Raw genomic sequence first — 13,105 nt, 5'->3', positions numbered from 1 at the left:
GTGAAAGCTCAGATCCTGCTATTCATTCTTTTTTTGAAGACGATGAATCCGATAGCTAACATTGTCATTACAGCACCCATGTAACCAACAGTGATCAGCCCTACCTCCAAAGGATCAAAATCCCGCCTTCCAAAGACATCGACTACAATAATGAAGAAAAGTACAGCCGAATAAGCGATAAAACTGAAAAAAAGTGATAACTTCCAGCTGCTGAACTTTTTCATTAAGATCGTTTCTATCATCTTAATTCACCTTACCCAAAATATTTCTGACCCTTATATCCATATCAGGATGAGTATTAAAAAGGGACAGGTGTATATCATAGAATTCTTCCAGAGACAACAAATTCAATGGAAACATATGCACATGCCCCGGATTTAGAGGTATAGGGTAGTGCTTGATATATTCCTGCACATGTTCCAACGTCTCAGCAAGCAATTGAGGTTCATTCGTTAGTTCCACCGAAACAGCATCCGCCAATAGTTCCCTTGAAGGAGATAGTGTAAGCTGGGCTATCAAAGATGAAGGAACTGCAACCAGCCCCATGCCAAGAAATCGAATAAATCTCGGTGCTGGGTCGAAGTCCTGTCCAAATCCACCCAACAAAGCACCCCATAGTGCAAGAGTGGACACAGATGCAAGTGAACCTGCAAATAGAGCAACTATCGTATTCATAGGAACATCATCGTTCAGGACATGGCCGAACTCGCGTGCAAGCATAACTTCAAGTTCGGAAGCATCGAACAACCCCATAGCACCACTGGATACAGCAATATCGAAGTTCCCCCTGGTTCCCACTGTGAAGATAATTGGATGATGATGATTGAACATATACATATCCAGAGAAGGGACACCAGCCTTTTTTGCAAGGTTTTCCAACGTACCTACCTTTTCGGCTTTGTACCATTTAAGCAATATTTTACCACTATATCGGTATAGACCATAACTTAGAAGTATAAAGAGAAGAAGCACACTTCCAAAACCGATAGGGCCTAAGAACAAAAACGCCACTACAGGAGCAGGAATACAGATCAATGCAAAAAGAAAGATTATCTTCAACTTGTTTTTAATGAATATCCCTCACTGCAGCTATGCTAAATGCGATATCCATAAAGTATCACATGGTTTAAAAAGTTTCTAGTGAACTACCACCTATTAAAATAGGTGGCTTCCTGCTTCATAGCCCAGACCAACGTCCGTGACTCCACAGGCTCTTCCCATAGTCCCTACGGTGCTTAAATTCAAAATATTGATCGCAGCATTAATATCCCTATCAAGCTCAAGTCCACACTCAGGACATTTGTGTACCCTGACCGATAGACCTTTCTTGACAATGTTCCCACAGCTACTGCATTTTTGTGATGTGTTGTAGGGATTAACCAATTCGACATACTTGCCAGCCTCTTCCACTTTGCTTTTTGCCATCTGGATCAGTTGACCCCATGCAACATCATGTATTGATTTTGCGAGATGATGATTCTTGACCATGTCCTTGATACTCAGATCCTCGAACACTATCCTGTCAAACCGGTTGACAAGAATCCTGCTCAACTTATGGTTAAAATCAAGTCTTTGATTACGTATCTTTCTGTGAACCTTAACAACTTTAGTTTTTTGCTTGAGCCTATTCACTGAACCATTCTTCTTCTTACTCAGTCTCTTTTGTTGAACTGCAAGGGATCTTTCCGACTTGCGGTAATATGCAGGAGAATCGTACTGTTCCCCATTGCTCAACGTGACACATGAGTTAAGTCCAACATCGATCCCCATGGATGTAGCCGGATCGATCTTTTCAGGACTTGCACCCATGTCAACAGAAAAGACTGCATACCATTGATCCACTTCACGTTTGATGGAACATGTCTTGATCTTGCCCTCTACTTCTCGGTGCTGTTTGATCTTAATATTTCCAATCTTGGAAAGTTTCAATTTCGTTCCTTCTATCTTGAAACCCGATTGATGGTACGTGAAACTGTTATACCTGTCCTTTCCTTTGAACCTTGGGTACCCTGGTGTTTCACCTGTTTTGCACCTTCTGAAAAAAGCATCGAATGATTTTCCAAGTCTTCGCAATACATCCTGTTTGATCTGTGAAAATACTTCGGTATTGAATTCAAGATACTTGACCTGAGTGATCTGGTCAAATGTCGTTAATCCCTGGTTGCATCTGTCATACGCATTCCTTCTGTCTGCAAGAAACTCGTTATAGATGTATCTGCACACATCCAGAGTTTGGACCAGAACTATCTCCTGTTCTTTGGTCGGGTACAGACGGAATTTGTAGGATTTCCGCATATTGCAACATACGTTTTGATACTACTAATATATATCAGAAACAAGAGCAAATAACTGTTTACGCAATTCATCCACCTGTTTCATCTTGCAGTTACACTGCAAGACATCCAGATTGATCTGGATGTTTTCTATGAAATGAAACTCCCATTAAATCTTCGATTTAATTCGAGATTGAAACCGGTGGTCTTCTTGCTTATATCCAATAAATATAGAAAACAGTTATATCATTTAAAAGAATAGTGTCCACAGATGTTCAAATCGGATAAATGTATTTATATGCAAGATCTCATAGCAGCTATTGCCTTTGCAATGCTTGCAGTGATCTTCATCCTTGTCCCACCTCTAAATGAAACTCCACTGAGAATAGTCTTTGCCCTGCCCTTGATATTTTTCATACCAGGTTATGTATTTATCGCCATGATGTTCCCCAAAAGGGGAGATATCAGTAACATCGAACGTTTTACATTGAGTGTTGGATTCAGTATTGCTATTACTGTCTTTGATGGTTTCGCAGTGAGCCTTACACAATGGCTCTTCCGACCAAACTCAATATCAATATCATTACTTCTGTTAACGATCATTTTTGCCGCACTTACATATATTGCCAGACGAAGACATCTGGAAGAAGACCAATTCACATTTTCAGTTCACGAATTCATAGAGTCCATCCGGTCAGATGATGAGAATATTCCGAAAAAGGACCGCATCCCTCCCGAGATAGAGAAAGCACTGATAATAGCTCTTGTAGGATCCATTATAATAGCCGCAGGGATGCTCGCCTACGCAAAGGTTACACAGGAAGAGGAACAGTTCACCGCATTATATATACTCGGATCTGAAGGGATGGCTGAGAACTACCCAACTAATGCATCCCTTGATGATCCCATTACAGTTACTGTTGGAGTAGAGAACTATGAGAAGCAGGATGTGAACTACATACTTCAAATGCGGCTTGATGGCGAAGTTATTCAAACGGTGAACGTTACATTATCTGATGAAGAAAAATGGGAAGATGACCTGACATACCAGCCCGAACAGATACGTATTGGCAGATCAAAGCTTGAATATGCTCTTTTCAAAGAAGAAGTATTATCCAATCCATATCGATCGGTGCATCTGTGGATCACACATGATTACTCGGCCGAATATTTGCAAGAACTGGCAGAAGAAGAGGAAAAAGAATCACCAGACATTCTTCAGGTGCTTGAGAATTATGACATGGAGCAAAACACCGGCTGGAGCTTTGAGACCACCGATACGAACGTCAATGGGACATACGTTGAAGGAAAAGGAATATTTGATTCCCAGGCATTTGTATTCAAGCTTCCATACGAAAGAAAATTACCATTCTACAATGACCAATATTATGATATTTCTCAGAACATCAGGTCAGATCAAAAGGGAACTGTTGTGCTTTCACTGTTTGTGAAGGATACATATACCCAATCCATTGGAAATGGTGCAGAGACGCAGCTCAAACAAATACTTATCAACAATATTTTGGTATGGGAGAATGGGATCGGAGGGAATGATGATTGGCAACACGTCTATTTGCCAATAATATTGAACGATGGAAACAATCTCATAACATTAAGATCGATGCAGAAAGGCAACACTGATGTCCATCCAGTAGAAATATTATGGGATGAAGTAATAATACTTCCAATCTCGGAATTTTCACCTTACGTCTCAGAGAACGGACTTCTCGAATTCGACCTTCCACGATCAGAAATGTTGCCATTGCCAATACGCGTAAATACAACTGATTTTGAAGTCCAATGGAATGGTACAGATATTGGAAGCGGTATCGACCACTATCTTGTTGAATATAGTAGTAATGGAACAAACTGGCAGACATGGTTATCCGAATCAAAGGGAACTTCCGCAACATTCACAGGTATTGAAGGAAATAGCTATTATTTCCGAACACAGGCAATAGATGGAGCAGGTAACTGGGAGATTGCCCATGAAAACCCAGATACGAATACCACCATTGACCTTACTGGACCGGAATTTGAGCTGGAGATATCGCCAAATCCATCAAATGGTCCAACCTTGATCATTGTGAGATCAGAAGAACCACTGGCAGGAGTTGAGTGCCTGGTCACAACTAATGACTTCCAGAACCAGAGGTCGAAAGTGAAAATGACCTCAGATGATTCATACATCTGGTCAGGCTATTTCGTAGCAAGTAATGACAATACCTACACGTTGGAAGTTACGGCAACAGATCTTGCTTATCATCAAACAACAGCCATAGATAACCTTATTGTTGATACATCACTCGAAGATCTGATACTGGAGATCTCTGAAAAAGAAACTGCTAACGATGTGAAAATTAAGATTACCTCATCAGTTGGTCTAAAAAATGATCCGACCATCGAAGTAGTAAGAAATGGCAAGTACATCCTGCTATCTGGACCTGAAATAAAGGATAATACTTACACATACCAGACCAATATCAATAGCTCCATAAGCGATGGTAAAGCTTATGTTTATGTTACTGTTTACACAGTAGGCTCTGAAAAATTGACGATAAATGGTGACTTTATTATTAATCGCAATTGATCGTGACAAACGATGGTGTTGACAGTAATCATGTCAACATATTGATTTTTTTGACACATGCAGAATGGTTTTAAAGTTTATTTTTGAAAATGCAGTCACACAATTACTGGAAGTTATCTCAAACAAATCTATCATAATGAGTACGATGATGACTTCTTACAATTATTCATAATGTTTATATATAATATGATACAATGTAAGATTAAGTCGTTAATTAAATACGGTGGTACACATATGAATGGAAAAATAATAATATACTTATTAATAGCCATTGTGGCTATGGCAGGAATGGCAGGAACCGCAGCAGCAATGCCTGCTGAGATAGACATCACCCCAGCAGATATTGCAATCATACCTGATGGAACAACAGTCAAAACAGCAACTGTATTGGTCTATGATATAGACTATCCATTACTGGGAAACCACAGTCGTGTTATTACAGTTCAAACAGACAACCCTAACCTTCAGGCAAGAGTTGTTGGAAATGGTGTAGATACAGGATGGACGAACACAGCTAGAGCTACAAGCTTAACATACACTGCTACCGCAACTAACACATATCCATTCACTCTTGAATTGAAAGGTACAGAAGCAGGTTCAATAACCGTATATGACAATGAAGGAAACGTCTGGTCCGTCGATGCTGGACATGATTTTGCATCAGCAAGCGACTCAGTCGAAGTACCAGAATTCCCAACAATCGCACTCCCAGTAGCAGCAATTATTGGTCTGGCATTCTTCCTTCAGCGCCGCAAAGAAGAGTAATTCAACTCTTCTTATATACTTTCTTTTTTTCTTTAATTCACACAACCCCAGAATACATTCCCTAATTCTACACCATTCATCGGCCCTACTCAAACCTTTATATCCTCGAAAGCCAATCTACCAGCGATCAGATATGGAACTTGAGAAGCTACTTGAAAAATTATCTAATGCACATGGAATATCAGGGCATGAAAACAACGTCAAACAGATAATGGAAGACGAGATCACGCCATACGTTGATGAGACCAGAACGGACAAGATGGGAAATCTCATCGCCACTAAAAAAGGTGATGGACCTACTATCATGCTGGCAGCACACATGGACGAGATAGGCCTGATGGTGCAATACATTGATGACAATGGCTTCCTGCATTTTGTGACGATCGGCGGCTGGTTCGACCAGACACTCCACAGCCAAAGGGTTGCAGTCCACGGAACCAATGGACAGCTAACAGGCGTTATCGGCTCAAAACCCCCGCATGTTATGAAAGAGGAAGACAGAAAGAAACCGGTCAAGGCAGAGGACATGTTCATTGATATCGGAGCAAAGGACAAAGAAGATGCCATGAAGATGGGAGTGGACGTAGGAACCGCCATATCCATGGACAGGGATTTTGCAACCCTCGCCAACGGTCTGGTCACATGTAAAGCATTCGACAACAGGGCAGGAGTAGCAATGCTCATTGATGCCATGAAGCAGATATCCGAAACAAAAATAAATGCAACCATATATGCCGTAGGGACAGTTCAGGAAGAGGTTGGGCTCAAAGGTGCACGCACATCTGCCTTCGGACTTAACCCGGATGTCGCCATTGCAGTAGATGTCACATTCCCCGGAGACCACCCCGGAATAAGCAAGAACGATTCTGCACTTGAAATGGGAAAAGGTGCCGTTATCACAGTCGTTGATGCTTCCGGCAGAGGACTTATTGCTGACAGGACAGTAGTAAAATGGTTAAAAGAGACCGCTGAAGAGAATGAAATACCCTACCAGCTCAATGTCGGTGGCGGCGGAACTACCGATGCGACCGCGATACACCTCACAAGAGAAGGTATCCCGTCAAGCACAATTAGTGTACCTACAAGATACATCCACTCACCAGTTGAGGTACTATCCCTTGAGGATCTAAGATCATGTGCCAACCTCATAGCAAAGGCTGTTCAGAACATCGACAAGTATTTCTGATAAACATATCAGAATACTTTTTTCTTTTTTAAAAAATAATTTGTTTTGTATTTCTTTAGAATTGACGTACGCCAATGCATCATCGAATTTTCTAATCATAACGATATACAGGCGACTATATCGCATATACAGATCTACCCACACCAAAAAGACTAAAAACAATAGGAGTATTATTTTGGCTGTTATAGTCAGCGGCATGCATCTATAAATAATATCTTTATTATTAGTGATAAATATATAGATCGCTGATGAGAAAGGATAGATCATTAAAACTGAAAAACTAAAAAATAAACTGAGGGATTGCATTGTTTGAAAATATCCGGTTTTTGGACACAACATTGAGAGACGGTGAACAAACACCTGGTGTCGCACTGAAAACAGAAGAGAAGGTCTGGATAGCACGTAAGCTTGATGAGCTGGGAGTGGACATTATCGAAGCAGGCTCAGCTATCACTTCCGAAGGGGAGCGTGAGGCAATTCGTGCCGTATCAGCAGAAGGGTTAGACGCAGAGATCTGCAGCTATTGCCGCATTATGCAGCAAGACGTGGATTTCGCATTAGAATGTGATGTGGATTCAATTCACCTTGTGGCACCGGTATCTGACCTACATATTAGTGTGAAGCTGAAAAAAGACAGGGCAGCATTGAAGGAAATGGCATTAAGTGCCGTGGAATATGCAAAGGACCATGGTCTTATAGTGGAGCTTAGCGGAGAGGATGCTTCGAGAGCAGATTTAGACTTCCTGAAGGACCTGTACAAGTCCGGTGTGGAAGTAGGTGCTGACAGAGTGTGTTTCTGTGATACTGTGGGACTGCTTGTGCCTGAAAGAACAACCGAGATATTTAAAGAGCTATCATCATCCATTGACGTGCCGGTGGCTGTCCACTGCCACAACGACTTCGGACTTGCAGTATCGAATACAGTAGCAGCCCTCAATGCCGGTGCAAGAGAAGCACATATGACAGTGAACGGCATAGGAGAAAGAGCAGGGAACGCAGCCCTTGAAGAGGTTGTCATGGTCCTTGAATGGCTCTACAAGCGTGATACTGGCATTCAGACCAATGAACTTTACAAGGTCTCAAGGCTTGTCAGTCGTCTCACAGGCCTCGCTGTTGCACCGAATAAATCACTTGTAGGCGGAAATGCATTTACCCATGAGGCAGGCATCCATGTTCACGGATTGCTCGCGGACACTTCCACCTATGAACCAATAAGCCCGGAAAGTATCGGACGTGAAAGACAGATCGTCCTTGGAAAACATGCAGGAAAGAGTTCCGTTACACTTGCACTGAAAGAACAGGGATTGGATGTGAATAAGTCACAGCTCAATGAGATCGTCTCACGTGTGAAAGAACTAGGCGACCACGGAAAGCGTGTTACCGATGCTGATCTTCAGACAATTGCAGAAACTGTGCTTGACATATACCAGGAATCAAAGGTCAAGTTAGAGGATTTCACTGTCGTATCAGGGAACAGAGTAACTCCAACCGCTTCTGTAAGGTTGACAGTCGATGGAAAAGAGGTCGTTGAAGCGGCTATCGGAGACGGACCTGTGGATGCTGCCTTTGAGGGAATTCGCAAAGCTGTATCCGGTGTTGCTGATATACGTCTTGAGGAATATCACGTAGATTCCATTACAGGCGGTACAGATGCACTTGTGGAGGTACTGGTAAAACTTTCAAAGGATGGAAAGATGGTCACCTCACGAGGCGCACGAACAGACATAATTATGGCATCTGTAGAAGCAGTGATAAACGGTATCAACCAGCTTATACAGGATTAAGAACAAGTAATTTATGAACAATAATTGAAAGATGTCGATATATAGTTTGATGGTCAGTATAGATATCAACAAACACATATCGATAATATCTTACCGATCAACAAAGGAAAAGATAGCATGACCGGAAAAGCAGAAAGAATGACAGGCGCAAGAGCATTCGTCGAGTGCCTGTATCGGGAAAACGTCGAAATAATTTTCGGATATCCGGGAGGCGTGCTGCTCCCTATCTATGATGAACTTTATGATGCACACCTGCACCATCTGCTCGTCAGACACGAGCAGGCAGCAGTCCATGCAGCAGAAGGATACGCAAGAGCTACAGGTAAAGTCGGTGTATGCCTCGCAACATCAGGCCCGGGAGCAACTAATCTTGTCACAGGTATTGCGAACGCATACATGGATTCAATTCCAATGGTAGCTTTCACCGGACAGGTACCAAGCTCAATGTTAGGCAATGACGCCTTTCAGGAAGCTGACATCACAGGCATTACGATGCCCATCACAAAACACAATTATCTCGTACAGGATGTAAAGGACCTGCCAAGGATCATCAAGGAAGCATTTCATATTGCTTCCACAGGCAGACCCGGACCAGTACTTGTCGACATTCCAAAGGACATTACAACAGACGAGCTTGATTTTGTATATCCTGACACGGTCGAACTGCGTGGATACAAACCAACATTCAAAGGCAATGCACAGCAGGTAAAGAGAGCTGCATCTGTCATTAAAGGTGCGAAAAGACCCGTGATCTATGCAGGCGGCGGTGTGATAGGATCGGAAGCAAGCAAAGAACTGCTGGCATTTGCCGAGAAGCTCAAAGCACCTGTTACGACGACACTTACCGGTATCGGAGGATTCCCGAACGATAATGAACTTTATCTCGGAATGCCTGGAATGCACGGCACGAAATATGCGAACTATGCAATTCAGGAAAGCGATGTTCTCATAGCAGTAGGCGTACGTTTCGATGACAGAGTAACCGGAAAGACAACATCTTTCGCACCGAATGCAAAGGTTATCCACATTGATATCGACCCTGCGGAAATCTCAAAGATCATAAAAGTAGATGTCCCGATAGTCGGCGATGCAAAGCAGATCCTGGGTGCACTGCTTGAACATGTTTCCGAATGCGATACCAAAGACTGGCTCAACAAAATTGCCACATGGAAGAGGGATTTCCCGTTGTTCTATGTCAACAGGAATGATGTCATCAAGCCCCAGTACATCCTCGAACAGATAAGCGAGGTATGCCCTGATGCGATAATTGTCACTGAGGTCGGACAGCACCAGATGTGGGCTGCCCAGTATTTCAACTACAAAGAACCTCGTACATTCATATCCTCAGGCGGACTCGGAACAATGGGCTATGGTTTCCCGGCAGCCATCGGTGCCAAGCTCGGCAGACCCGACAAGATCGTTGTCGATGTTTCCGGTGACGGTTCGTTCCAGATGAACTCACAGGAAATGGCAACCATTGTCCAGAACAACATCCCCATAATCATTGCAATTTTCAACAATGGTTATCTTGGAATGGTCAGACAATGGCAGGCATTGTTCTTCGAGCACCGGTATTCACACACCACCATTGAGAACAGTGTTGACTTCGTCAAGCTGGCAGAAGCATACGGTGCAATGGGAATACGCGTAACAAAGCCATCCGAAGTGAAAGCTGCAATCGAAAAAGCAGTTGAGGCCAATGGGCCTGTACTTATCGATTTCGTCATCGAACGTGAGGAGAATGTATCCCCTATGGTCCCGGCAGGTGCTGCAATAAACGAGATACTCGATCTGGAGGACATACAATGAGACACACACTTGCAGTCCTGGTAGAGAACAAATACGGAGTACTGGCAAGGGTCTCCGGGCTCTTTTCGCGCCGTGGTTTCAATATTGACAGCCTTGCAGTAGGGATCACTGAAGACCCTACGACTTCAAGGATGACCATCATTGTTAGCGGTGATGATCACGTGCTTGAACAGGTCATGAAACAGCTTAACAAGCTCATCGATGTCATTCGTGTGATAGACCTCAGTTCAGAAGAGTTCGTTGAGAGAGAACTGGCCCTCATTAAAGTTAATGCCGATGCCAGCAATCGTGCAGAGATAATACAGATAGTCGATATCTTCAGGGCAAGGATAATCGATGTTGCCTCAAAGTCAGTGACCATCGAAGTTACCGGTGACGTTGAAAAGATAAAGGCAATTCAGACCTTGCTTAAGCCATTCGGTATCAAAGAGATGGCAAGAACCGGAATAGTAGCTCTTAACAGAGGCTCAAAGAGCCCATAATCGATCATTCATATTTAATATTTTCAGAATAAGGAGAAATAAACATGGTAGAAATGTTCTATGACAAAGACGCCGATCTTGGCGCACTTAAAGGTAAAACAATTGCTGTAATGGGCTATGGTAGCCAGGGTCATGCTCAGGCACAGAACCTTCACGACTCCGGCCTTGATGTCGTTATCGGCCTCAGAGAAGGAAGCCGCCGCTGGAAACAGGCAGAAGACGATGGTCTTAAGGTCATGACCGTAGCAGACGCTGCAAAAGCTGCAGATGTTGTCCAGATCCTCCTTCCTGACGAGATCCAGTCAAAAGTATATTATTCAGAGATCGAGCCAGGACTTGAAGCAGGAAATTCCCTTGTGTTCTCACACGGATTCAACATCCACTACAACCAGATCGTACCATCAAAGGACCTTGATGTTTACATGGTAGCACCAAAGAGCCCAGGTCACCTTGTAAGAAGGACATACAAGGAAGGAGCTGGCGTACCAGGTCTTATCGCAATCTATCAGGATGCAAGCGGAAATGCACGTGAAATGGCACTCGCACACGCAAAGGGTGTAGGATGTACAAGAGCCGGTGTCATCGAGACAACATTCCGTGAAGAGACCGAGACCGATCTTTTCGGAGAGCAGGTCGACCTTTGTGGCGGTGTCGCAAGTCTTATCAAGACATCCTTTGAAGTTCTTGTCGAAGCAGGATACCAGCCGGAAATGGCATACTTCGAGACACTACACGAGCTCAAGCTCATTGTTGACCTCATCCACGAGGGCGGTCTTGAGAAGATGTGGTATTCAGTATCCAACACCGCAGAATATGGCGGTCTTACAGTAGGCCCACAGATCATCAACGAAGAGTCCCGTGAAGCAATGTACGTTGCACTCGAGAGGATCCAGAACGGTGAGTTTGCACGTGAGTTCGTCCTTGAAGGACAGACAAACCATGCTGTACTGACCTCAATGGAGCGCCTTGAAAGGGAACACCCTGTCGAGGTCGTTGGTAAGAAGCTCAGGGCAATGATGCCATGGCTTAACAGCGAACTCAACGAAGAGTAAGCTTGTGAACTGCCACCTATTAAAATAGGTGGCTTCCTGCTTCATAGCCCAGACCAACGTCCGTGACTCCACAGGCTCTTCCCATAGTTCCTACGGTGCTTAAATTCAAAATATTGATCGCAGCATTAATATCCCTATCAAGCTCAAGTCCACACTCCGGACATTTGTGCACCCTGACCGATAGACCTTTCTTGACAATGTTCCCACAGCTACTGCATTTTTGTGATGTGTTGTATGGATTAACCAATTCGACATACTTGCCAGCCTCTTCCGCTTTGCTTTTTGCCATCTGGATCAGTTGACTCCATGCAACATCATGTATTGATTTTGCGAGATGATGATTTTTGACCATGTCCTTGATGCTCAGATCCTCGAACACTATCCTGTCAAACCGGTTGACAAGAATCCTACTCAGCTTATGGTTAAAATCAAGTCTTTGATTACGTATCTTTCTGTGAACCTTAACAACTTTAGTTTTTTGCTTGAGCCTATTCACTGAACCTTTCTTCTTCTTGCTCAGTCTTTTTTGTTGAACTGCAAGGGATCTCTCAGACTTGCGGTAATATGTAGGAGAATCGTACTGCTCTCCATTGCTCAATGTGACACATGAGTTAAGACCGACATCGATCCCTATGGATGTAGCCGGATCGATCTTTTCAGGACTTGCACCCATGTCAACAGAAAAGACTGCATACCATTGACCCACTTCACGTTTGATGGAACATGTCTTGATCTTGCCCTCTACCTCTCGGTGCTGTTTGATCTTAATCGTTCCAATCTTGGAAAGTTTCAATTTAGTTCCTTCTATCTTGAAACCCGATTGAGGATACGTGAAACTGTTATACCTGTCCTTTCCTTTGAACCGTGGGTACCCTGGTGTTTCACCTGTTTTGCACCTTCTGAAAAAAGCATCGAATGATTTTCCAAGTCTTCGCAATACATCCTGTTTGATCTGTGAAAATACTTCGGTATTGAATTCAAGATACTTGACCTGAGTGATTTGGTCAAATGTCGTTAATCCCTGGTTGCATCTGTCATACGCATTCCTTCTGTCCGCAAGAAACTCGTTATAGATGTATCTGCACACATCCAGAGTTTTGACCAGAACGAGCTCCTGTTCTCTGGTCGGGTACAGACGGAATTTGTAGGATTTCCCCATATGCA

Annotated in this window: 11 protein-coding genes; 7 read left to right on the top strand and 4 right to left on the bottom strand. The window is 43.3% G+C overall.

Translation table 11 applies throughout. The annotated features are described in order from the left end of the window. Window positions 1–8 precede the first annotated feature (8 nt). The 3 genes from PBV53_RS02105 to PBV53_RS02095 all read right to left on the bottom strand — a co-directional run bounded on the left by PBV53_RS02105 (window position 9) and on the right by PBV53_RS02095 (window position 2,295). On the bottom strand, window positions 9–242 hold the full coding sequence (locus PBV53_RS02105; RefSeq protein WP_270095525.1) for a hypothetical protein: 234 nt from the start codon (window positions 240–242) through the stop codon (window positions 9–11). A gap of 1 nt (window position 243) precedes the next feature. Next, a complete protein-coding gene (locus PBV53_RS02100; protein ID WP_270095524.1) occupies window positions 244–915 on the bottom strand; it encodes a M48 family metallopeptidase in 672 nt (223 codons plus the stop codon). 240 nt (window positions 916–1,155) lie between these two features. Next, window positions 1,156–2,295: an RNA-guided endonuclease InsQ/TnpB family protein gene (locus PBV53_RS02095; RefSeq protein ID WP_270095523.1), complete on the bottom strand. Its 1,140-nt coding sequence runs from the start codon at window positions 2,293–2,295 to the stop codon at window positions 1,156–1,158. A gap of 249 nt (window positions 2,296–2,544) precedes the next feature. Between PBV53_RS02095 and PBV53_RS02090 the strand changes: the two genes are divergently transcribed. From PBV53_RS02090 to ilvC, 7 genes are all read left to right on the top strand, one after another. Then, the gene (locus PBV53_RS02090; protein WP_270095522.1) at window positions 2,545–4,863 is read left to right on the top strand and encodes a DUF8471 domain-containing protein; all 2,319 of its coding nucleotides are present in this window, start codon (window positions 2,545–2,547) and stop codon (window positions 4,861–4,863) included. Window positions 4,864–5,142: 279 nt separating this feature from the next. After that, complete coding sequence (locus tag PBV53_RS02085) at window positions 5,143–5,628, top strand: PEF-CTERM sorting domain-containing protein (RefSeq protein WP_270095521.1); 486 nt, start codon at window positions 5,143–5,145, stop codon at window positions 5,626–5,628. A 133-nt stretch (window positions 5,629–5,761) separates the two neighbouring features. Then, window positions 5,762–6,814 (top strand): M42 family metallopeptidase, encoded by a 1,053-nt coding sequence (locus PBV53_RS02080; RefSeq protein WP_270095520.1) that lies wholly within the window; start codon window positions 5,762–5,764, stop codon window positions 6,812–6,814. A gap of 305 nt (window positions 6,815–7,119) precedes the next feature. Continuing rightward, window positions 7,120–8,598 carry a (R)-citramalate synthase gene (locus PBV53_RS02075; protein ID WP_438941550.1) on the top strand — a complete coding sequence of 493 codons (1,479 nt, stop codon included), beginning with the start codon at window positions 7,120–7,122 and terminating at the stop codon, window positions 8,596–8,598. A 117-nt stretch (window positions 8,599–8,715) separates the two neighbouring features. Further along, complete coding sequence (locus tag PBV53_RS02070; RefSeq protein WP_270095519.1) at window positions 8,716–10,407, top strand: acetolactate synthase large subunit; 1,692 nt, start codon at window positions 8,716–8,718, stop codon at window positions 10,405–10,407. Continuing rightward, window positions 10,404–10,889, top strand: a complete 486-nt coding sequence (ilvN, locus tag PBV53_RS02065) for an acetolactate synthase small subunit (protein WP_270095518.1) — start codon at window positions 10,404–10,406, stop codon at window positions 10,887–10,889. Before PBV53_RS02070 ends, ilvN begins: the two co-directional genes overlap by 4 nt. A gap of 44 nt (window positions 10,890–10,933) precedes the next feature. Further along, the gene (gene ilvC / locus PBV53_RS02060; protein WP_270095517.1) at window positions 10,934–11,941 is read left to right on the top strand and encodes a ketol-acid reductoisomerase; all 1,008 of its coding nucleotides are present in this window, start codon (window positions 10,934–10,936) and stop codon (window positions 11,939–11,941) included. Between the two features lie 19 nt (window positions 11,942–11,960). On the opposite strand, the gene PBV53_RS02055 is transcribed toward ilvC, so the two are convergent. Then, window positions 11,961–13,100, bottom strand: coding sequence for an RNA-guided endonuclease InsQ/TnpB family protein (locus PBV53_RS02055; RefSeq protein ID WP_270095516.1), 1,140 nt, complete (start codon window positions 13,098–13,100; stop codon window positions 11,961–11,963). Window positions 13,101–13,105: the final 5 nt, after the last annotated feature.

Source organism: Methanococcoides alaskense (assembly GCF_027594145.1).
GTDB lineage: Archaea > Halobacteriota > Methanosarcinia > Methanosarcinales > Methanosarcinaceae > Methanococcoides > Methanococcoides alaskense.
The sequence above is the reverse complement of the archived record's forward strand: the minus strand, read 5'-3'. Positions and strand labels throughout refer to the sequence as shown.